General features: G+C 57.2%; 21 protein-coding genes and 5 tRNA genes. 7 read left to right on the forward strand and 19 right to left on the reverse strand.

Annotation, left to right across the window (positions count from 1 at the left end; genetic code table 11):
* Both emrB and leuA read left to right on the forward strand, forming a co-directional pair.
* Complete coding sequence (gene emrB, locus LBF07_RS06320; protein WP_032660391.1) at positions 1-1,548, forward strand: multidrug efflux MFS transporter permease subunit EmrB; 1,548 nt, start codon at positions 1-3, stop codon at positions 1,546-1,548.
* Between the two features lie 182 nt (positions 1,549-1,730).
* Positions 1,731-3,386 carry a 2-isopropylmalate synthase gene (leuA, locus tag LBF07_RS06325; RefSeq protein ID WP_224435133.1) on the forward strand — a complete coding sequence of 552 codons (1,656 nt, stop codon included), beginning with the start codon at positions 1,731-1,733 and terminating at the stop codon, positions 3,384-3,386.
* Here the strand turns inward: leuA and LBF07_RS06330 are convergent.
* The 19 genes from LBF07_RS06330 to mltB all read right to left on the reverse strand — a co-directional run bounded on the left by LBF07_RS06330 (position 3,373) and on the right by mltB (position 17,900).
* A complete protein-coding gene (locus tag LBF07_RS06330; protein WP_094934783.1) occupies positions 3,373-4,137 on the reverse strand; it encodes a helix-turn-helix domain-containing protein in 765 nt (254 codons plus the stop codon). The two genes, leuA and LBF07_RS06330, sit on opposite strands and share 14 nt — an antisense overlap.
* A 54-nt stretch (positions 4,138-4,191) precedes the next feature.
* Positions 4,192-4,707: an S-ribosylhomocysteine lyase gene (gene luxS / locus LBF07_RS06335; RefSeq protein WP_014884972.1), complete on the reverse strand. Its 516-nt coding sequence runs from the start codon at positions 4,705-4,707 to the stop codon at positions 4,192-4,194.
* 153 nt (positions 4,708-4,860) lie between these two features.
* On the reverse strand, positions 4,861-6,405 hold the full coding sequence (gene gshA / locus LBF07_RS06340; RefSeq protein ID WP_047646220.1) for a glutamate--cysteine ligase: 1,545 nt from the start codon (positions 6,403-6,405) through the stop codon (positions 4,861-4,863).
* Between the two features lie 83 nt (positions 6,406-6,488).
* Positions 6,489-6,917 (reverse strand): YqaA family protein, encoded by a 429-nt coding sequence (locus tag LBF07_RS06345; RefSeq protein ID WP_008499541.1) that lies wholly within the window; start codon positions 6,915-6,917, stop codon positions 6,489-6,491.
* Positions 6,914-7,480, reverse strand: a complete 567-nt coding sequence (gene yqaB / locus LBF07_RS06350) for a fructose-1-phosphate/6-phosphogluconate phosphatase (RefSeq protein WP_032648006.1) — start codon at positions 7,478-7,480, stop codon at positions 6,914-6,916. The genes LBF07_RS06345 and yqaB overlap by 4 nt, the downstream gene beginning before the upstream one ends.
* A gap of 117 nt (positions 7,481-7,597) precedes the next feature.
* Positions 7,598-7,674, reverse strand: a tRNA-Arg gene (locus LBF07_RS06355).
* Positions 7,675-7,834: 160 nt separating this feature from the next.
* Positions 7,835-7,911, reverse strand: a tRNA-Arg gene (locus LBF07_RS06360).
* Positions 7,912-7,940: 29 nt separating this feature from the next.
* Positions 7,941-8,017 (reverse strand) — tRNA-Arg (locus LBF07_RS06365).
* A 64-nt stretch (positions 8,018-8,081) separates the two neighbouring features.
* Positions 8,082-8,158, reverse strand: a tRNA-Arg gene (locus tag LBF07_RS06370).
* 4 nt (positions 8,159-8,162) lie between these two features.
* A tRNA-Ser gene (locus tag LBF07_RS06375) sits at positions 8,163-8,255 on the reverse strand.
* 342 nt (positions 8,256-8,597) lie between these two features.
* The gene (csrA, locus tag LBF07_RS06380) at positions 8,598-8,783 is read right to left on the reverse strand and encodes a carbon storage regulator CsrA (protein WP_000906486.1); all 186 of its coding nucleotides are present in this window, start codon (positions 8,781-8,783) and stop codon (positions 8,598-8,600) included.
* Between the two features lie 241 nt (positions 8,784-9,024).
* Entirely contained in the window at positions 9,025-11,652 is a 2,628-nt protein-coding gene (gene alaS, locus LBF07_RS06385) for an alanine--tRNA ligase (RefSeq protein ID WP_094934784.1), read from the reverse strand.
* Positions 11,653-11,783: 131 nt separating this feature from the next.
* Complete coding sequence (gene recX, locus LBF07_RS06390; RefSeq protein WP_033146366.1) at positions 11,784-12,284, reverse strand: recombination regulator RecX; 501 nt, start codon at positions 12,282-12,284, stop codon at positions 11,784-11,786.
* Positions 12,285-12,352: 68 nt separating this feature from the next.
* A complete protein-coding gene (recA, locus tag LBF07_RS06395; protein ID WP_023308943.1) occupies positions 12,353-13,411 on the reverse strand; it encodes a recombinase RecA in 1,059 nt (352 codons plus the stop codon).
* 89 nt (positions 13,412-13,500) lie between these two features.
* On the reverse strand, positions 13,501-13,998 hold the full coding sequence (pncC, locus tag LBF07_RS06400) for a nicotinamide-nucleotide amidase (protein ID WP_023308944.1): 498 nt from the start codon (positions 13,996-13,998) through the stop codon (positions 13,501-13,503).
* Between the two features lie 128 nt (positions 13,999-14,126).
* A complete protein-coding gene (locus LBF07_RS06405) occupies positions 14,127-15,005 on the reverse strand; it encodes a metal ABC transporter substrate-binding protein (RefSeq protein WP_094934785.1) in 879 nt (292 codons plus the stop codon).
* Positions 15,006-15,019: 14 nt separating this feature from the next.
* Complete coding sequence (locus tag LBF07_RS06410) at positions 15,020-15,880, reverse strand: metal ABC transporter permease (protein WP_206461983.1); 861 nt, start codon at positions 15,878-15,880, stop codon at positions 15,020-15,022.
* Positions 15,877-16,530, reverse strand: a complete 654-nt coding sequence (locus LBF07_RS06415; RefSeq protein WP_094934787.1) for a metal ABC transporter ATP-binding protein — start codon at positions 16,528-16,530, stop codon at positions 15,877-15,879. Before LBF07_RS06415 ends, LBF07_RS06410 begins: the two co-directional genes overlap by 4 nt.
* A gap of 269 nt (positions 16,531-16,799) precedes the next feature.
* On the reverse strand, positions 16,800-17,900 hold the full coding sequence (gene mltB / locus LBF07_RS06420) for a lytic murein transglycosylase B (protein ID WP_176690106.1): 1,101 nt from the start codon (positions 17,898-17,900) through the stop codon (positions 16,800-16,802).
* 251 nt (positions 17,901-18,151) lie between these two features.
* On the opposite strand from mltB, the gene srlA reads away from it, so the two are divergent.
* The 5 genes from srlA (at position 18,152) to gutM (ending at position 21,267) form a co-directional block, all read left to right on the forward strand.
* Positions 18,152-18,715 carry a PTS glucitol/sorbitol transporter subunit IIC gene (srlA, locus tag LBF07_RS06425; protein ID WP_023333189.1) on the forward strand — a complete coding sequence of 188 codons (564 nt, stop codon included), beginning with the start codon at positions 18,152-18,154 and terminating at the stop codon, positions 18,713-18,715.
* On the forward strand, positions 18,712-19,671 hold the full coding sequence (locus LBF07_RS06430) for a PTS glucitol/sorbitol transporter subunit IIB (protein ID WP_023308950.1): 960 nt from the start codon (positions 18,712-18,714) through the stop codon (positions 19,669-19,671). Before srlA ends, LBF07_RS06430 begins: the two co-directional genes overlap by 4 nt.
* Positions 19,672-19,683: 12 nt before the next feature.
* Positions 19,684-20,046: a PTS glucitol/sorbitol transporter subunit IIA gene (gene srlB / locus LBF07_RS06435; RefSeq protein WP_023308951.1), complete on the forward strand. Its 363-nt coding sequence runs from the start codon at positions 19,684-19,686 to the stop codon at positions 20,044-20,046.
* 14 nt (positions 20,047-20,060) lie between these two features.
* Positions 20,061-20,840, forward strand: a complete 780-nt coding sequence (gene srlD / locus LBF07_RS06440) for a sorbitol-6-phosphate dehydrogenase (RefSeq protein WP_033146371.1) — start codon at positions 20,061-20,063, stop codon at positions 20,838-20,840.
* A gap of 67 nt (positions 20,841-20,907) precedes the next feature.
* Positions 20,908-21,267, forward strand: coding sequence for a transcriptional regulator GutM (gene gutM, locus LBF07_RS06445; protein ID WP_094934789.1), 360 nt, complete (start codon positions 20,908-20,910; stop codon positions 21,265-21,267).
* Positions 21,268-21,330: the final 63 nt, after the last annotated feature.

Below are 21,330 nucleotides of genomic sequence, written 5' to 3' on the forward strand. Positions count from 1 at the left end.
ATGCAACAGCAAAAGCCGCAAAAACCGCTGGAAGGCGCGCAGCTGGTCATTATGACCATCGCGCTGTCGCTGGCGACATTCATGCAGGTGCTGGACTCCACCATCGCAAACGTAGCGATCCCGACCATCGCCGGTAACCTTGGCTCGTCGCTGAGCCAGGGGACCTGGGTCATTACCTCGTTTGGGGTGGCAAACGCCATCTCCATTCCGATTACCGGCTGGCTGGCAAAGCGCGTCGGTGAAGTGAAGCTGTTCCTCTGGTCAACGGTATTGTTCGTTCTTGCCTCCTGGGCGTGCGGCATGTCCAGCAGCCTGACGATGCTGATTTTCTTCCGCGTCATTCAGGGGATTGTCGCCGGGCCGCTGATCCCGCTGTCGCAGAGCTTACTGCTGAACAACTACCCGCCAGCCAAACGCTCGATTGCGCTGGCGCTGTGGTCAATGACCGTGATTGTCGCGCCGATTTGCGGGCCTATCTTAGGCGGCTATATCAGCGACAACTATCACTGGGGCTGGATCTTCTTCATCAACGTACCGATTGGCGCCCTCGTGGTAATGCTGACGCTCCAGTCGCTGCGCGGCAGAGAAACCCGTACGGAACAGCGGCGTATCGACGCCATTGGTCTGGCACTGCTGGTTGTCGGCATCGGTAGCCTGCAGGTCATGCTCGACCAGGGCAAAGAGCTGGACTGGTTCAACTCCAGGGAGATCATCATCCTGACGATTGTCGCGGTGGTGTCGCTGAGCTTCCTGATTGTCTGGGAGCTGACGGACGATAACCCGATAGTCGACCTGTCGCTGTTTAAGTCGCGAAACTTCACCATAGGCTGTCTGTGTATCAGCCTCGCCTACATGCTCTACTTCGGCGCGATTGTACTGCTGCCGCAGCTATTGCAGGAGGTATACGGCTACACCGCAACCTGGGCAGGTTTAGCCTCGGCGCCGGTTGGATTGATTCCGGTTCTGCTGTCGCCGATTATTGGCCGCTTCGCCCACAAGCTCGACATGCGCCGGCTGGTGACGTTCAGCTTTATCATGTACGCCGTGTGCTTCTACTGGCGCGCGTATACGTTCGAACCGGGAATGGACTTTGGCGCGTCCGCGTGGCCGCAGTTTATTCAGGGCTTTGCCGTGGCGTGTTTCTTTATGCCACTGACCACCATCACGCTTTCCGGTTTACCGCCTGAGCGCATGGCGGCAGCATCGAGCCTGTCGAACTTTACGCGAACGCTGGCGGGCTCGATAGGTACGTCGATCACCACCACCCTGTGGACGAACCGTGAATCGATGCACCATGCCCAGCTGACCGAAGCGGTGAACCCGTTCAACCCGAACTCTCAGCAGATGTACAACCAGCTGCAGGGAATGGGTATGACGGAACAGCAGGCGTCAGGGTGGATTGCCCAGCAGATCACCAATCAGGGTCTGATTATCTCGGCCAACGAGATTTTCTGGATATCGGCGGGGATCTTTATCGTCCTGCTGGGGCTGGTGTGGTTTGCTAAACCACCGTTTGGCGCCGGTAGCGGCGGCGGTGGCGCGCACTAGTCTTGTGACAGTTGCCCGGTGGCGCTGCGCTTACCGGGCCTACGAACGTAGGCCGGATAAGGCGTAGCCGCCATCCGGCAAAAAACCGCACCGTGTCCAGAACGCGACAGCGATTGTCAGTGTCGATAAAGCAGCGCTCCTGAAATCCATTCACGATAGTGAAAAGACAACAGGAGCGCATCATGCTGAACACACCCGCCGACAAGTACCAACCCTATCCGCCCCTTTCCCTGCCCGACCGCCGCTGGCCGGAGCAACGCATCACCCGCGCGCCGCGCTGGCTCTCCACCGACCTGCGCGACGGCAACCAGGCCCTTGCTGAGCCCATGGACAGCACCCGCAAGCTGCAGTTCTGGGATCTGCTGCTGGGCTGCGGCTTTAAAGAAATTGAGGTGGCTTTCCCATCCGCCTCGCAGACAGACTTCAACTTTGTTCGCCAGCTGATTGAAGAGAACCGCATCCCGGATGACGTCACGATTCAGGTATTAACCCAGGCGCGGGAAGATCTCATCCATCGCACTTTCGAATCCCTGCGCGGTGCGAAACAGGCCACCGTCCATCTGTATAACGCCACCGCCCCGCTGTTCCGCCGCCTGGTGTTCGGCATGGAAAAAGCGCAAATCGTTGAGCTGGCGACGCGATCCACGCGGCTTATTCGTCAGCTGTGTGAAGAGAACCCGGACACCCGCTGGCAGTATGAATACTCCCCGGAGACCTTCTGCTTTACCGAGCCGGAGTTTGCGCTGGAGATCTGTGAAGCCGTGGCGGAGATCTGGCAGCCGTGCGACGAACGGCCCATGGTGATCAACTTACCGGCCACCGTCGAAGTGAGCACGCCGAACGTCTATGCCGACCAGATCGAGTATTTCTGTCGCCACTTCAGCCGCCGCCGGGATGTCTGCATCAGCGTGCATCCGCATAACGACCGCGGTACCGGCGTCGCCAGCGCCGAGCTGGCCGTGATGGCGGGGGCAGACCGCGTGGAGGGCTGTCTGTTTGGTAACGGCGAGCGCACGGGCAACGTCTGCCTGGTGACGCTGGCGATGAACCTCTACAGCCAGGGCGTCAGCCCGAATCTCGACTTTAGCGATATGAACCGGATCGTGGAAGTGGTGGAAGTCTGCAACCAGCTGCCGGTGCATCCGCGCCACCCGTGGGCCGGACGGCTGGCCTATACCGCTTTCTCCGGCTCGCACCAGGACGCGATCAAAAAAGGTTTTGATGCCCGCAGGCCTGGCGAGCGCTGGGAGATGCCGTATCTGCCGGTCGATCCGCAGGATATCGGCTGCACCTACGAAGCGGTGATCCGCGTAAACAGCCAGTCAGGGAAAAGCGGCAGCGCGTGGCTCATCGAACAGAATCATGGCCTGAAATTACCCCGCGCCCTGCAGCAGGATTTCAGCCAGCACGTGCAGCAGGAAACCGATCGCCACGGAAAAGAGATGACGCAGAATGCGCTGTGGCAGCTGTTCCGCACCCGCTACGGCCTGGTAGCCACGCCGCAGTTTGCGCTGCAATCCTACCGCAGCGACAGCCAGCAGGACGGCCAGCTGCGTTTGACGGCAAGCATCGCTACGCAGGGGGGAACGCGTCAGCTGGAAGGTCAGGGTAACGGTCTGCTCTCCGCCGCCGCTCACGGCTTAAGCCGCTGGGTCAACGCCCCGTTCGTGATTAAGGATTATCACGAGCATACGTTAGGCGAACGCAGCGACAGCCGCTCGGTGGCCTACATCCGCTGCCTGTTCCAGGACAGCAGCAGCCGCTGGGGCGTGGGCATCGACAGCGACGTGGCGCGCGCGTCGCTTCAGGCGCTCTTAAACGCCGTCAGTCGTTCTTAAAGTAATCGCTGGGTGAGACGCCCATCACCCGGCGGAACATCGCCGTAAAGGCGCTGTGGCTGCCGTAACCCAGATCCAGCGCCACGCGCAGCACCGGCTGGCCCTGCGCCAGCCGCACTAAGGCTTCCAGCAGGCGCGCCCTTCTCAACCACTCGCCGTAGCTTAATCCCGTCTGCTGCTGAAAATGGCGGTTCAGGGTGCGCTCGCTCACGTTCATCATGCTCGCGGCCTGCGCGCTGCTCCAGCTCTCCCCCGCGTTTTGCCGGATTTGCAGACACAGGTGACGTAACGCCTCGCTTTCCGGCTCCGGCAGATGAAACGGCAGCACAGGCATAGTGCGGATTTCATCGAGAATGAGTTCATAGACGCGTTCATCCCGGCTGCCGGGCGAGTACGATTCAGGTAAAGCAAGGGAGACGAGGATCAGCTCGCGCAACAGCGGCGCGATCTGCACGATCTGACAGGTGGCCGGGAGATCGGCCCGCGCCAGCGGATCGATAAACAGCGTTCGCGCCGCCACGTTGCCGGTGATGCGAAGCGAGTGGCGGGTCCCCGCCGGTAGCCAGACGCCGCGACCGGGAGGAACAACCCAACAGCCCGAAGCCGTATCGACCCGTACCACGCCGCTCAGGGTGTGCAACAGCTGCGCGCAGTCGTGCTCATGCCACGGCTCGCTGTCACCATGAACGTAATCATGGGCAAACGGAACGAGGGGACGATGGGTAAAGGAGAATGTTGAGGTTGTGGTCATGGGGTTAAACCACCCTCACCCTACCCTCTCCCGGAGGGAGAGGGAAAAGGTGCACTAGATGTGCAGTTCCTGCAGTTTTTCTTTTGGCAGGGCCAGCTCTTCGTTGCTGTTCACGCGAACATCACGCTCGATGATGTGACGCGCGATGTCCTGCGCTTCTTCCAGAGAGTGCATCTGGTAAGTACCGCACTGGTAAACGTTCAGCTCAGGGATCTGGTTCTGCTCTTTCACCTTCAGCACGTCTTCCATCGCCGCTTTCCACGCATCAGCGACGCGTTTCTCTTCCGGCTGGCCAATCAGGCTCATGTAGAAACCGGTACGGCAGCCCATCGGAGAGATGTCGATGATCTCAACGCCGTTGCCGTTCAGATGGTCACGCATGAAACCGGCGAACAGGTGTTCCAGGGTATGAATGCCTTTCTCTGGCATCACTTCTTTATTTGGCACGCAGAAACGCAGATCGAAGACGGTGATCGTGTCGCCGTGCGGGGTGTGCATGGTCTTCGCCACGCGTACTGCAGGTGCTTCCATACGGGTATGGTCGACAGTAAAGCTATCTAATAACGGCATACGTCACCTCCGATAGTGATTTTTTTTAAAATAAACTGAACTCTTCTACAGAATGCACGTCTGAGTATATGAAAGACGCGCATTTGTTATCATCATCCCTGAATTCAGAGATGTATATTTTGGCCACAGCGATGTGGCCTTTTTCTTTTCTGCTTAAGCCTGCTTCGCCAGAAACGCCTCAAACGACTCGGTATCCGCCGCTTCAACCTCTTTCTGACGCACCACGGACGCATCGCGTTCCGCGGCAAAATCTGCTTCGCTCAGCACTTCTAACGGCTCCTGCATCAGCATCTCGCGGTACTCCGCTGAGAGTGAACGCCCCGTGCCGCCAATGCCCTGATCGATCATAGAACGCAGAATACGCGCTGAGAACGTCAGTTCCGGATTATCAAAACATTCCACCAGCTGGTCGCAGATCTGTTGATACGCGTCGCCGCCGTCAATGCTGTCCATTGTGCGGGCAACACGCTTCAGATCGCGGAACAGATCTTTGCCGACTTTGGTCAGCGGGAACTGTGCTGTTTCACAGCCGATACCCAGCGTCAGACCCGGCTTACGCCCTTCCAGAATCACGCGATTCCAGTTTGTACGGGTACAGAGCAGTTCGTCTGAACTCATTTCCGGCGCATCCGCCAGCACGCACCAGACCATAAACAGATCCAGGAAGCGAATCTGCTGCTCATCAACGCCAATCGGTGAGAACGGGTTGATATCCAGCGAACGCACTTCAATGTATTCGATCCCGCCGCGCTGCAGCGCATCCGACGGGGTTTCACCGCTGCGCGTTACGCGCTTAGGACGAATAGGCGCATACAGCTCGTTTTCAATCTGCAGCACATTGCTGTTGATTTGCAGGCGCTTGCCGTCTTTTTCGAGGCCGATTTTCTCGTACTCTTCCGACGGGGTTTTGATCGCCCGCTTCAATCCTGCCACATATTCGTGCAATTCGTTAAACGTAATACCGAGATTGCTTTGCGATTTATTGGTATAACCGAGATCGCTCAGGCGCAGAGAGGTGGCGTACGGGAGATAGTACATTCCGCACTCGGTCTTCTCGAACGGCAGCGTGGTCGGTTTCCCCTGCAGGAACGAAGAACAGATCGCCGGGGAGGCACCAAACAGATACGGGATCACCCAGCCGAAACGGTAATAGTTGCGGATCAGGCGGAAGTAGCCTTCAGAGATCGCGTCTTTATCCGTTTCACCGCATTTCGCCTGCCAGAACGCCATTGGCAGCGAGAAGTTGTAATGCACGCCCGAGATCGTCTGCATCAACGCGCCGTAGCGGTTTTTCAGCCCTTCGCGATAGAGCGTTTTCAGCCGGCCGATATTTGACGTGCCGTACTGCGCCAGCTCAATCTCCTGGCCCTGCTCGATATAGCACGGCATGCTGAGGGGCCACATACGTTCGTCGCCCATGTTGCGCGCGGTGTAGCGATGGATATCGCGCATGATCGTCAGCATATGATCAATATCACCCTCTACTGGCGTGATGAACTCCAGCAGTGCCTCAGCGAAATCGGTTGTGATCCATTTATGTGTCAGCGCCGAGCCTAACGCCTTCGGGTGACCCGTCGTCGCTAAGCTACCGTCCGCGTTAACGCGCAGCGTTTCACGCTCAAGACCACGCTGAATACCCTTCAATGCCTGAGGGTGGTTTTCCAGCCAGGCCAGCGCCTGAGATACGTCCGGGATCAAATTGACCTCCCGCCTGTCAAAGTAATGTTACTCAGCATAATTGTAATGGTTGACGATTGAAGGTCGCGTATTCATTCCACCAATTAGTGCCACCACGTCATACCCTGTAGTGTTGCCCACGCCACGAGAACATAGCGCAACGCCTTGCCAAGGCACAAAAAAAAGAGCACCGGTCCCCAGGAGATGCGCATCCATCCCGCCAGCAGACACAGTAAATCGCCTATTACAGGCATCCAGCTTAATAACAGCGTGGCAGCGCCATAGCGTTTTAGCCAGCCGACTGCCTTTTCCTGCCAGCGCGATTTTTCGCGCAGCGGAAAGAAACGCCCAAGAATAACGTTAGTCAGCCCTCCAAGGCTATTACCCATTGTTGCTATTAATACAAGCAGCCAGGGCTGACTCACGCCGGACAACAGCATCGCCACCAGCACCACTTCCGAATTTCCCGGTAACAGCGTGGCGCTTAAAAAACTGCTGGCGAATAATGAGGCAAGTGACAGCGCGTCACTCACAGTAAGCGCACATCCACCGCATCCATTCCGGCATCACGCGCGGCCTGGATGCCGAAATCGGCATCTTCAAACACGACACATTTTGCCGCCGGGACGCCCATTAATTCTGCGCAAAGCAGGAAGGTGTCCGGTGCGGGCTTGTGATGTTTAACATGATCGGCGGCGACCACGGCAGAAAAATAGTGGCGCAAGCCAAGATGGTTGAGCAAAGCTTCTGCAATCGCGCTTTCGCTCCCGGTTCCTACAGACATCGGGCGGCGCCCGTGCCACTCTTTTACCACATCAATCAGCGGCAGAGGGCGTACGGTATCTAAAAGCATGGCTTTTACCGCATCGGTTTTTTCGCGCGCGAGCAGGTGCGGGTCGAGATCGGCCTGATTCAGTTCAATCACGGCCTGCGCAATACGCCAGGTGGGAGATCCGTTGAGGGCAATCATCGCCTGAAGATCGAAACGCATTCCGTAGCGGCCCAGGACGTCAGTCCAGGCTTGACGATGCGTGGGTTCGGTATCCAGGAGAGTGCCGTCCATATCGAAGATCAAACCGTCATACTGTGCGTACATCGTGCTCTCGCTAAACGATTAACAAAGCATTACTTTATCGTAAATGGTGATTTTTGTCGCTGACTGAGAGTGTGATTACTGACGGAACGTCGAAGGAATAAACAAAGAAGGAAAAGATGGTGCATCCGGGAGGATTCGAACCTCCGACCGCTCGGTTCGTAGCCGAGTACTCTATCCAGCTGAGCTACGGATGCATCGGGAAATGCTTTTAGAAACAGTAAATGGTGCATCCGGGAGGATTACTCGGCTGCGCCTCGCCCTGCGGGCCGTTGCTGAAGCAACGTTATCCTCCCTGGTGCTCGCGATTAACTCGCAGACCTTGAAACAACAGCGTGGCTATTATCTCGGAGAATATGGTGCATCCGGGAGGATTCGAACCTCCGACCGCTCGGTTCGTAGCCGAGTACTCTATCCAGCTGAGCTACGGATGCATCAGGGTACTGCTTTCAGAAATAGTAAATGGTGCATCCGGGAGGATTCGAACCTCCGACCGCTCGGTTCGTAGCCGAGTACTCTATCCAGCTGAGCTACGGATGCATCGGGATTTACTATTGTACTGCTCGATATTCATATCACTTCTAAAGCAATATGAAGTAATAGATGGTGCATCCGGGAGGATTCGAACCTCCGACCGCTCGGTTCGTAGCCGAGTACTCTATCCAGCTGAGCTACGGATGCAAAATGGCGGTGAGGCGGGGATTCGAACCCCGGATGCAGCTTTTGACCGCATACTCCCTTAGCAGGGGAGCGCCTTCAGCCTCTCGGCCACCTCACCACACAACGCCTCTTTCGAGTGCTTCGAGTTACTCGTTAAGAGCTTCTCGTCGCTGCGTGGCGCATATATTACTTTCTGGGACTTATAAGTCAAACAATTTTCCAAAAGCTTTTATCGTTTGCACAAATCACACGCAATTCGCATGTAAAAGCCGCAAAGAGGGTGTTTTATAAGCGGATTTTGCAGGCATCTTCACAGAAAACCTTTGCAGAAATAGCGGCGTAAGGGCGAGTTCAGGGTAACGGAGTGGTTAAAAAGAGAGCGTTTGAAATTAAACGGTAACGTTGAGCAGGAAAAATGACAGGAGGGTTGCGTCTCGCCCGACAGCGAGACGCGACAATATCAGTAACTGGACTGCTGGGATTTTTCAGCCTGGATACGCTGGTAGATCTCTTCACGGTGGACAGATACTTCTTTAGGAGCGTTAACACCAATACGTACCTGGTTACCCTTTACCCCTAAAACTGTCACGGTGACCTCATCCCCAATCATGAGGGTCTCACCAACTCGACGAGTCAGAATCAGCATTCTTTGCTCCTTGAAAGATTAAAAGAGTCGGGTCTCTTGTATCCCGGCATTATCCATCATATAACGCCAAAAAGTAAGCGATGACAAACACGTAAAGTGTAAGCAGTCACGGCATCACATTCTGTTAAACGTAAGTTTAGCCGATATACACAAACTCAACCTGACTTTATCGTTATCGATAGCACAGTGAACAAGACGCCATAACGTTACCGCTATGGCGTCTGCTTGTGCTTTGTAGTTATTACAGTTTCGCGCTTACCCAGCTTTCAACGCTGGCCAAAGCTTGCGGAAGTGCCGCTGCATCCGTACCACCGGCTTGCGCCATGTCCGGACGACCGCCACCCTTGCCGCCCACCTGCTGAGCGACCATACCAATCAGTTCCCCTGCTTTAACGCGGTCGGTCACATCCTTAGAGACGCCCGCAATCAGAGAAACCTTACCTTCTGCCACTGTCGCCAGCACGATAACGGTAGAACCAAGCTGGTTCTTGAGATCGTCGACCATAGTACGCAGCATCTTAGGCTCAACGCCCGCCAGATCGCTGACCAGCAGTTTGACGCCCTTAATGTCTACAGCCTTGCTGGAGAGGTTTGCACTCTCCTGCGCCGCAGCCTGCTCTTTCAGCTGCTGCAGCTCTTTTTCCAGCTGACGCGTGCGATCCAGCGCAACGCGCACTTTCTCGCCCAGGTTCTGGCTATCGCCTTTCAGCAGCTGCGCGATGTCGTGCAGCTGATCGCTCTGCGCATGCAGGCTGGCGATTGCGCCTTCACCGGTCACCGCTTCAATACGACGCACGCCTGCCGCCGTACCGGATTCGGAAACAATGCGGAACAGGCCGATGTCACCGGTGCGCGATGCGTGCGTACCGCCGCACAGCTCGGTAGAAAAGTCGCCCATGCTCAGCACGCGAACGCGGTCGTCATATTTCTCGCCAAACAGCGCCATCGCACCTTTTTTCTTCGCGTCCTCGAGCTCCATGATGTGGGTCTCGATTGGCAGGTTACGACGGATCTGCGCGTTCACCAGATCTTCCACCGCGCGGATCTCAGACGGTTTCATCGCTTCAAAATGCGAGAAGTCGAAACGCAGCACTTTGTCGTTAACCAGAGAACCTTTCTGTGCAACGTGGTTACCGAGCACGTCGCGCAGGGCTGCGTGCATCAGGTGGGTTGCAGAGTGGTTCAGACGAATGCGCGCGCGGCGAGCTTCATCCACGTTAGCCTGTACGCCCTCGCCCACTTTCAGAGAACCGGAAACCAGTTTGCCCTGGTGACCAATCGCCTGACCGTATTTCTGGGTGTCGCTGACGCTAAAGCTAAAGCCGTTGCCTTTCAGCTCGCCCTTATCGCCAACCTGACCGCCGGATTCCGCGTAGAACGGCGTTTTGTCCAGAATGACAACCGCATCCTGGCCCGCGCTGATGCTGTCCACGGCTTTACCGTCAACAAACAGGGCGGTCACTTTGCCGGTCAGTTCCAGCGCGTCATAACCTTTGAATTCAGACGCGCTATCAACGCGAATCATCGCGTTGTAGTCCGCACCGAAACCGCTGGACTCACGCGCACGACGACGCTGCTCTTCCATCGCGGCTTCGAAGCCCGCTTCGTCAACTTTGATATTGCGCTCGCGGCAAACGTCCGCCGTCAGGTCAACCGGGAAGCCGTAGGTGTCGTACAGGCGGAAAGCGGTTTCGCCATCCAGCGTGTCGCCCTTAAGTTTCGCCAGCTCTTCGTCCAGCAGCGCCAGGCCGCGCTCAAGCGTACGCGCAAACTGCTCTTCTTCGGTTTTCAGAACCTGCTCTACCTGCGCCTGCTGGCGTTTCAGCTCATCACCGGCAGCACCCATCACGCCAATCAGTGGCCCAACGAGTTTATAGAAGAAGGTGTCCTTCGCGCCCAGCATGTTGCCGTGACGGATGGCACGACGAATGATACGACGCAGCACGTAGCCACGGTTTTCATTCGACGGGATTACGCCGTCGGCAATCAGGAACGCACAGGAACGAATGTGGTCCGCGATAACGCGCAGCGATTTGTTGTTCAGATCGGTCGCGCCGGTAACGTTCGCAACGGCTTTGGTCAGGGTGCTGAACAGATCAATTTCGTAGTTGGAGTTAACGTGCTGCAGAACCGCTGCAATACGCTCCAGGCCCATACCGGTATCGACGGAAGGCTTCGGCAGCGGCTCCATCGTACCGTCGGCCTGACGGTTGAACTGCATGAACACGATGTTCCAGATCTCAATGTAGCGATCGCCGTCTTCTTCCGGGCTGCCCGGAGGCCCACCCCAGATGTGGTCGCCGTGATCGTAGAAGATCTCGGTGCACGGACCGCAAGGGCCGGTATCACCCATCTGCCAGAAGTTGTCAGACGCGTATGGCGCGCCTTTGTTATCACCGATGCGAATGATACGCTCGCGCGGGATCCCGACTTCTTTTTCCCAGATTTCGTAGGCTTCGTCATCGGTTTCATAGACGGTAACCCACAGACGCTCTTTTGGCAGGTTGAACCAGTTTTCACCGGTCAGCAGTTCCCACGCATATTGAATAGCATCGTGTTTGAAGTAGTCGCCGAAGCTGAAGTTACCCAGCATTTCGAAGAACGTATGGTGACGCGCGGTGTAACCGACGTTTTCCAGGTCGTTGTGTTTACCGCCCGCACGCACGCAACGCTGTGAGGTTGTGGCGCGGGAATAATTACGCTTGTCGAGACCAAGGAACACATCCTTGAACTGGTTCATCCCGGCGTTGGTAAACAGCAGAGTCGGATCGTTGTTCGGTACCAGGGAGCTGCTGGCAACAACCTGGTGTCCCTTACTATGGAAAAAATCGAGAAACGCCTGACGGATCTCAGCGGTGCTCTTGCTCATAATTATCCTGAAATCAAGCTAACGAAATGTCGTAGCCAGCCTGTATCGGTAAACCGTTGGACAGACCAGCTACTGGAAAAAGTGGGAATAAGATAAGTTTTCTTTAGTGGGAAGTAAAATCCCGCATGCGTTCAATCGGCAAAATTACGCCAGATATCCTGAATATCTTCCATCAGAAAGCCGCGGTAGAGCAAAAAGCGCTGGATTTTAACTTTTTCTGAAAACTCACGCGGCAGCGGTTCGCCGTATTTACGAATCGCCTGTTCTCTGGCCAGCTCGCACCAGTCAGTATCGCATTCGCGCATCGCTTTTTCGATGGACTCCCTGGCCACCCCTTTCTGGTTCAGTTCCTGCCGGATGCGCGCGGGCCCATATCCTTTACGGCCGCGGCTGGCGAGAAACCGTGAGGCAAAACGCTCGTCATCAAGATAACGATGCTCATAGCACCAGGCAATCACGCGGTCATAATCTTCCGCGGTGGCATCAATCTCTTCCGGCCCGTTTTTACTCATCACCGGAGCCGACAGTTTTCGCCGCAGCTCCTGTTCACTGTGGTCACGAACGGCCAGGATGCGCACCGCGCGGTCCAGTAAGCGTGCATACGCGGGTCGACGTGTTGTCGGTTCACTCATAAAAAACCTGCTGATTCAGAAATGCAAAAAGGGCCGCATCAGCAGCCCTTCATTTTTAAACGAAACAATTAAAAGTCTTCGTTAGTTTCTTCAGCATCCGCGGCATCCACCACGAAATCAGGTTTGGAGTCCTGGTTGTTCAGCAGAAGCTCACGCACCTTCTTCTCAATCTCTTTCGCCGCAGCCGGGTTCTCTTTCAGCCAGGAGATCGCGTTCGCTTTACCCTGACCAATCTTGTCACCGTTGTAGCTGTACCAGGCGCCCGCTTTTTCAATCAGCTTCTCTTTCACGCCCAGGTCAACCAGCTCGCCGAGGAAGTTGATCCCTTCGCCGTAGAGGATCTGGAACTCAGCCTGTTTGAACGGCGCGGCGATTTTGTTCTTCACAACCTTCACGCGGGTTTCGCTACCGACCACGTTCTCGCCCTCTTTCACCGCGCCGATACGGCGGATATCCAGACGGACAGAGGCGTAGAATTTCAGTGCGTTACCACCGGTAGTGGTTTCCGGGTTACCGAACATCACACCAATTTTCATACGGATCTGGTTGATGAAGATCAGCAGCGTGTTGGACTGCTTCAGGTTACCCGCCAGCTTACGCATCGCCTGGCTCATCATACGTGCCGCGAGGCCCATATGCGAGTCACCGATTTCACCTTCGATTTCGGCTTTTGGCGTCAGTGCGGCAACGGAGTCGACCACGATAACGTCAACGGCACCAGAACGCGCCAGCGCGTCACAAATTTCCAGCGCCTGCTCACCGGTGTCCGGCTGAGAACACAGCAGGTTGTCGATATCCACGCCCAGCTTGCGGGCATAAACAGGGTCCAGCGCGTGCTCGGCATCGATAAACGCACAGGTTTTACCTTCGCGCTGTGCCGCGGCAATCACCTGCAGCGTCAGGGTGGTTTTACCGGAGGACTCTGGCCCGTAGATTTCTACGATACGGCCCATAGGCAGACCGCCAGCGCCCAGCGCGATATCCAGAGAAAGCGAACCGGTGGAGATGGTTTCCACATCCATGGAACGGTCTTCACCCAGGCGCATGATGGAGCCTTTACCGAATTGCTTTTCGATCTGGCCCAGTGCTGCCGCCAACGCTTTCTGTTTGTTTTCGTCGATAGCCATTATTACTCCTGTCATGCCGGGAGAAGCGACTGTGCTTCACCGTGGATTTCTGTTCTGTTGGTGCAATTATACTGTATGGTCATACAGTATCAAGTGTTTTGTAGAAATTGTTGCCAGAGCGTTTTTAACGCATAAACGGTTGCCTGACGACGCACGCTTTCGCGATCGCCGCTGAAGCACTCCCGGCGGGTGATCCCTTCCCCTTTGGAGGTGGCGAACCCAAACCAGACGGTGCCGACAGGCTTCACGTCGCTGCCGCCGTCCGGGCCTGCAATGCCGCTAATGGAAATGGCGTAATCTGCCCGCGCCTCTTTGAGCGCGCCAATGGCCATCTCGATCACCACCGGTTCGCTGACCGCGCCATGCTGTTCAAGCGTGGATTCACGCACGCCAATCATCTGAGCTTTAGCTTCGTTACTGTAGGTCACAAAACCGCGTTCAAACCAGGCGGAACTGCCGGCAATATCGGTAATCGCTTTCGCCACCCAGCCGCCGGTGCAGGATTCCGCAGTGGTGATTGTCGCGCCACGCTGCTTCAGCGCAAGGCCAACGATCTCGCTAAGCTGCATCAATTCATGGTCAGTCATTCTCGCTCCTGGCATCAGAAAAACGTGCTGCACAAGATAGCACTTTCTCGTCAGATGTGGGGATGGACTTCCGGTTTTACGAGGGGGCTTCAGAAAAAGCCGGTACGGACGCACCGGCGGTGGAAAGGTTATTTCATGCTGTCAGCGAGAGTGTTCACATTGTGGCGAAACGCCTTAATGTAGGTGTCTGCCACCCCACCTTTTGCCGACAGCGCTTCGGGGTAAAGCTCGCCCCCGGGCTGTGCGCCCGTCGCCGACGCAATCTGTTTCACCAGACGCGGATCGAGCTGATTTTCCATAAACCAGGTTTTCACGCCGTCGGCTTTGATCTGATTGATAATCTCAGCGACCTGCGCCGCGCTGGCTTCGCTCTCAGACGACAGCCCCTGCGGCGCCATAAACGTCACGCCGTAAGCGCGGCTGAAATAGCCGAACGCGTCATGGCTGGTCAGCACTTTACGCTTCGCCGGCGGGATCTGGCTAAAGCGCGTTTTGGCCCAGTTATCCAGTTGCGTCAGCTCCGCGATATACGGCTTACCGGTAGCCTCGAGCGCCGCTTTATCTTGCGGATCGGCTTTCACCAGCCCGTTCAGAATATTTTGCGCATAGAGCGCCCCGTTCGCCGCGCTGTTCCACGCATGGGGATCGGTCACAGTCTTTCCATCTTCCTCAAGCGTGTGGGTTTTCACCCCTGTTGAGGCGACAACCAGTTGCCCTTTGAACCCGGAGGCTTTTACCAGACGATCAAGCCAGCCCTCCAGCCCCAGGCCGTTCACCACCACCACATCAGCCTTGCTCAGGGCCGCGCTGTCTTTCGGCGACGGTTCAAAGGTATGCGGATCGCCGTCCGGCCCGACCAGCGTCGTCACGTTCACATGGTCACCGCCTACCTCCTGCGTGATATCCCCCAGAATCGAAAAGCTGGTCACCACATTCAGCGTTTTCGCCATCACGCCGTGCGACATCATCCCCAGCGCGAGCGCCACTACAAATCCTGTACGTTTCATCGTTTCCCCTTGCGTTAAAAATACGCCCGCAGGCTGCCAGCGAGCCTGCTTCGCGTGCCCAGTAAAATGGAAATAAAGAACAGCGCGCTGGCGGTGAGCACGATGGACGGCCCGGCCGGCAGACTCATCGACCAGGAGAGGCTCAGCCCCAGCCATGCGCAGAAGATACCGCTGATACCCGCCATCAGGAGTAAGGCAGGTAACGTGCGCACCCAGTAGCGGGCTGCCACGGCCGGAAGCATCATCAGCCCGACGGCCATCAGCGTGCCGAGCACCTGAAAACCGGCCACCAGGTTAAGCACCAGCAGCGCAAGAAACAGTCCGTGCAGCAACCCAGGCAGCCAGCGGGCGTTCACCTGCAGCCAGGCGGTATCAAACGCTTCTGTCACCAGCCCGCGATAAAAGAGCGCCAGCGTGATAAGGGTGAACATACACACGCCCGTGACGAACAGCGCGGCGTCGTTGTCCACGGCGAGGATGGAACCAAACAGCAGATGCAGCAGATCGACATTCGACCCGCGAAGCGACACCAGCGTGACCCCCAGCGCCAGCGAGCCGAGATAAAACCCGGCAAAGCTGGCATCTTCTTTCAGCGGCGTGCGTCGACTGACCAGACCGGCCAGCAGCGCCACGGTAATTCCCGCGATAAAACCGCCAATACTCATCGCCAGCAGAGACATACCGCTGAGCAAATACCCCACGGCGACACCCGGCAAAATGGCGTGAGAAAGGGCGTCGCCCATCAGGCTCATCCGACGCAGCTGAAGAAACACGCCGAGCGCGGTGGTGCTGACCGAGAGCGCCAGGCAAACCACCAGCGCGCGACGCATAAAGCCGTACTCAATAAACGGCTGAAAAAAGAGATGCCAGATCATGCCACCCTCACCCGCTCGGTTTTCCACTGGGGAACGTCCGCATCCAGCCGCAGCGTCTGCGGAAAATGGCGCGACACGCGCTCGCTGTCGTGCAGTACCGCGAGCAGCGTTTGCCCCTTCATATACATCTCCAGCATCAGATCCATCAGCACGCTGCAGGTAGCTTCATCGACTCCGGTAAAGGGTTCATCCAGCATCACCAGCGGCGCCTGCTGCACCAGGACGCGGGCAAACAGCATGCGCTGAAACTGACCGCCGGAGAGTTCATCGATGGTGGATAACGCCATGGACTCAAGCCCGACGCGCTCAAGCGCGCTGGCAATGCGCAACCGCGTTTCGCGACGAAACCCGGAAAAAAGCGACATGCCCGGCCAGCAGCCCATGCTTACCACGTCCTGTACGGTCAGCGGAAACTGCGCCTCCAGCGCGTGACGCTGTGCCAGCCAGCCGATTACCGGGCGCTTCCCCTGCCAACGGAAGCCGCCGCTGACGGGAGGAATAAATCCCGCCAGCGTTTTCAGCAGCGTGGATTTCCCGCAGCCGTTAGCGCCGATAATGGCGGTCATGCTGCCGCGCTCAATCGTGCCCGAGAGGGGCCGCGTAACGGGCTGACGTTCATATCCCGCGACCAGTTCATTCATCACAATCATGGCAATGCCACCGCCCAGCGCACGGCCAGCCCGATAAAGGCAACAAGCACCAGCGCCAGCAAAAGCCGAGCCAGAGCAGACAGAGAAAAAAGGGACGTTGACATTCTGACACCACGTTAAATGTTATAACATAACAATAATGAAAGGCGGTGAAGATGTAAATGGCGGGTTTGAAAAGGGAGTGTGGCGAAATGTTTCTGCAGGAAATAGGTGCGCGCGGGTGCCCTCACCCCAGCCCTCTCCCACAGGGAGAGGGGGAATAAGATGACTTACTGACTAAACGGAGACGCTGCCGGCACGCGGGCCTGCGATACCGCCAGCCCCAGCTGCCATACGGCCATCGCATAGTGAGTGCTGTGGTTATAACGGGTGATGGTGTAGAAGTTCGGCATGCCGTACCAGTACTGATAACCGGTTCCCACATCCAGACGCAACAGACTTACCTGATCGACATTGCCCAACGGCTGAGTCGGTGTTAAGCCCGCCGCCGTCAGCTGCGCAACGCTGTATTTGGTTTTGAAGCCGTTTTCCAGCCCCGGCGCCTGACCGTTCGCCTGCACCGCCACCTGGCCGCCCGGCGTCCAGCCGTGCGCTTTGAAGTAGTTCGCCACGCTGCCGATGGCATCTACCGGATCCCACAGGTTGATATGACCGTCCCCGTTAAAGTCGACGGCATATTGCTTATAGGAGGACGGCATAAACTGGCCGTAGCCCATCGCGCCGGCAAACGACCCTTTCAGATCGAGCGGATCGTCCTGCTCGCTGCGCGCCATCAGCAGGAAGGTTTCCAGCTCGGAAGAGAAATACTCCGCGCGGCGCGGATAGTTAAAGGAGAGCGTCGCCAGCGCGTCCAGGATGCGGGTTTTACCCATCACGCGGCCCCAGCGGGTTTCTACGCCGATAATCCCGACGATGATTTCAGGCGGTACGCCGTAGACCTGCCACGCGCGGTTGAGCGCATCTTCATACTGATTCCAGAACACCACGCCGTTTTGCACGTTGTCCGGGGTAATAAACTGTTTGCGGTAGCGCAGCCACGCGCCGTTCGGCCCGCTCGGCACCTGGGCGGTTGGAGCCTGCCTGTCCATCAGGCGCAGCACGTAGTCCAGTCGCCTGGCCTGAGACAAAATTTCGTGCAGCTGCTGTCTGTCAAAGCCGTGCTTGCTCACCATTTTATCGATGAACTGCTCGGCCGCCGGGTTATTCGCGAAGTCGCCGCCCATCTGCATCATATTGTGCTGCGGCTCCAGCAGGAATCCTCCGGAAGGCGCGCCCGCCGTTTGCTGAACGGCTTCGGTCTTAGGTTTGCTACTACAGGCAGACAGCAGAATAAGCGCAGGCAACAGCGCTGCATAACGACGCTTGAACATGAGACATCCATTTAACGGGTTCGATAAGAACCCAGTATGGTAAAGCATTCGCAACACCTCAAGGAAGCGGTACGCGCCTCCCCCACGCAAATCCGCCCTTTTTTCCACCGAAATCATTGACCCCATCAATAAACTTTCAAAATAATCCATTTTTCTTTCATTGTGAGATCTAACTAACACTTTAAAACCTTTCAAAGTGATTATTATTAGCCCCGCAACACAAAAACAAAAAAGCCTCACAGGAGAGAAGAATGATAGAAACCATCACCCACGGCGCCGAGTGGTTCATCGGGCTGTTTCAGAAAGGCGGAGAAGTGTTCACCGGCATGGTGACCGGGATCCTGCCCCTGCTGATCAGCCTGCTGGTGATCATGAACGCGCTGATTAACTTTATCGGCCAGCAGCGCATCGAACGCTTCGCCCAGCGCTGTGCCGGTAATCCGCTGTCCCGCTACCTGGTACTGCCGTTCATCGGCACCTTCGTGTTCTGCAACCCGATGACCTTAAGCCTCGGCCGCTTCATGCCGGAAAAGTACAAGCCGAGCTACTACGCCGCCGCCTCCTACAGCTGCCATTCGATGAACGGCCTGTTCCCGCACATTAACCCCGGCGAGCTGTTTGTCTATCTCGGGATCGCCAGCGGTCTCACCACCCTTGGCCTGCCGCTCGGCCCGCTGGCGGTGAGCTACCTGCTGGTTGGCCTGGTCACCAACTTCTTCCGCGGTTGGGTGACCGACCTCACCACCGCCATTTTTGAGAAAAAAATGGGCATCCAGCTTGAACAGAAAGTCCATCTTTCAGGAGCCACAGCATGAACCGGATCCGCATTGAGAAAGGCACGGGCGGCTGGGGCGGCCCGCTGGAGTTCGACGCCACCGAAGGCAAAAAGATCGTCTACATCACCGCAGGCACGCGCCCGGCGATCGTCGACAGGCTGCGCGAGCTAACCGGCTGGGAAGCGGTCGACGGCTTCAAGGAGGGCGAGCCGCCGGAAGCGGAAATCGGCGTGGCGGTGATCGACTGCGGCGGCACGCTGCGCTGCGGTATCTATCCGAAGCGCCGCATTCCGACAGTGAATATTCACTCCACCGGAAAATCCGGCCCGCTGGCGCAGTACATCCTTGAGGACATTTATGTCTCAGGCGTGAAGGAGGACAACATCACTCTGGTGAATGGCACTGCCGCGCCGCAAAAAGCGGCCCCGCGCGAGTACGACACCAGCAAGAAAATCACCGAGCAGAGCGACGGCCTGCTGGCGAAGGTCGGGATGGGCATGGGGTCCGCCGTAGCGGTGCTGTTCCAGTCAGGGCGCGACACCATCGACACGGTGCTGAAAACCATCCTGCCGTTTATGGCATTCGTTTCGGCGCTGATCGGCATCATCATGGCGTCCGGCCTGGGCGACTGGATTGCCCACGGCCTCGCCCCGCTCGCCAGCCACCCGCTCGGGCTGGTGACGCTGGCGCTGATCTGCTCCTTCCCGCTGCTGTCGCCGTTCCTCGGCCCGGGCGCGGTGATTGCCCAGGTCATCGGCGTGCTGATTGGCGTGCAGATTGGTCTGGGGAACATTCCCCCGCACCTCGCCCTGCCCGCCCTGTTCGCCATTAACGCCCAGGCGGCGTGCGATTTCATCCCCGTAGGGCTGTCGCTGGCGGAAGCACGCCAGGACACCGTGCGCGTGGGCGTGCCGTCCGTGCTGGTGAGCCGCTTCCTGACGGGCGCGCCGACGGTGCTGATTGCCTGGTTTGTCTCCGGCTTTATTTATCAATAAGAGGTTCCTGCGATGACCGTGATTTACCAGACCACCATTACCCGCATCGGCCAGAGCGCGGCTGACGCGCTGAGCGACCAGATGCTGATCACCTTCCGCGAAGGCGCCCCGGCGGATATCGAAGAGTTTTGCTTTATCCACTGTCACGGCGAGCTGAAGGGCGAGCTGAAGGCCGGGAGCCAGCTGGAGCTGGGCGAGGCGCGCTATGCCGTGACCGCCGTCGGCGACGTGGCCGAGCAAAACCTGCGCGAGCTGGGCCACATCACCCTGCGTTTCGACGGCCAGCCGCAGGCCGAATATCCCGGCACGGTTCACGTGGCGGGCCCGGTTCCGCAGGCTGTCACCCCAGGCTGCACGTTAAAATTTGTTGCGTAATTAAGGAGAAACACATGAGTCAGGTTGCCGTTGTCATTGGTGGAGGACAAACCTTAGGCGAGTTCCTCTGCCGTGGGCTTGCCGCAGAGGGCTACCGCGTGGCGGTAGTGGACATTCAGAGTGAAAAAGCCGCCCGCGTGGCGGACACCATTAACACCGAGTTTGGTGAAGGGATGGCGTACGGGTTTGGCGCCGACGCCACCAGCGAACAGAGCGTGATGGCGCTGGCCCGCGGCGTGGACGAGATTTTTGGGCGTACCGACCTGCTGGTCTACAGCGCGGGGATTGCGAAAGCGGCCTTTATCAGCGATTTCGAGCTGGGGGACTTTGACCGCTCGCTGCAGGTGAATCTGGTGGGCTATTTCCTCTGCGCCCGCGAGTTTTCCCGTCTGATGATCCGCGACGGCGTTCAGGGGCGCATCATTCAGATCAACTCCAAATCAGGGAAAGTGGGCAGCAAGCATAACTCCGGCTACAGCGCGGCGAAGTTTGGCGGCGTGGGGCTGACGCAGTCTCTGGCGCTGGATCTGGCCGAGTACGGCATTACCGTGCACTCGCTGATGCTGGGCAATCTGCTGAAATCGCCGATGTTCCAGTCCCTGCTGCCGCAGTACGCCACCAAGCTCGGCATCAAGGCTGAGGAAGTGGAGCAGTACTACATCGATAAAGTGCCGCTGAAGCGCGGGTGCGATTATCAGGACGTGCTGAACATGCTGCTGTTTTACGCCAGCCCGAAAGCCTCGTACTGCACCGGGCAGTCGATTAACGTCACCGGCGGGCAGGTGATGTTCTGATCGAGCGGCCTGATGCCCTCACCCTAACCCTCTCCCACCGGGAGAGGGAACAAAACAAGGAGCCGATATGGTCACCGCACTCATCACCGTCGCCGCCCTCGCCTGGATTTGCCAGATGGCGTTTGGCGGCTGGCAGATCCACCAGTTTAACCGCGCGTTTGACGCGCTGTGTCAGAAAGGTCGCGTCGGGGTCGGGCGTTCCGGTGGACGCTTCAAACCGCGCGTGGTCGTCGCCGTTGCGCTGGATGAAAACAATCACGTTTGCGATTCCCTCATCATGCGCGGCATGACCGTCTTTGCCCGACCGATGAAAATCCAGGCAATCAACGGCATTTCGCTGCAGGAATTACGGCCTGATGTGATCTTTCCCCATGATCCACTCTGTCAGAATGCACTATCATTAGCGCTTAATCTGAAACATGGATAATTTCGTTGTGAAAGCTATAGACTTGCGAAATTATCATTTCGCAACCTAAGGAACGAAGCGCCT

The organism is Enterobacter cloacae complex sp. ECL352, assembly GCF_020149545.1.
Lineage (GTDB): Bacteria > Pseudomonadota > Gammaproteobacteria > Enterobacterales > Enterobacteriaceae > Enterobacter > Enterobacter asburiae_B.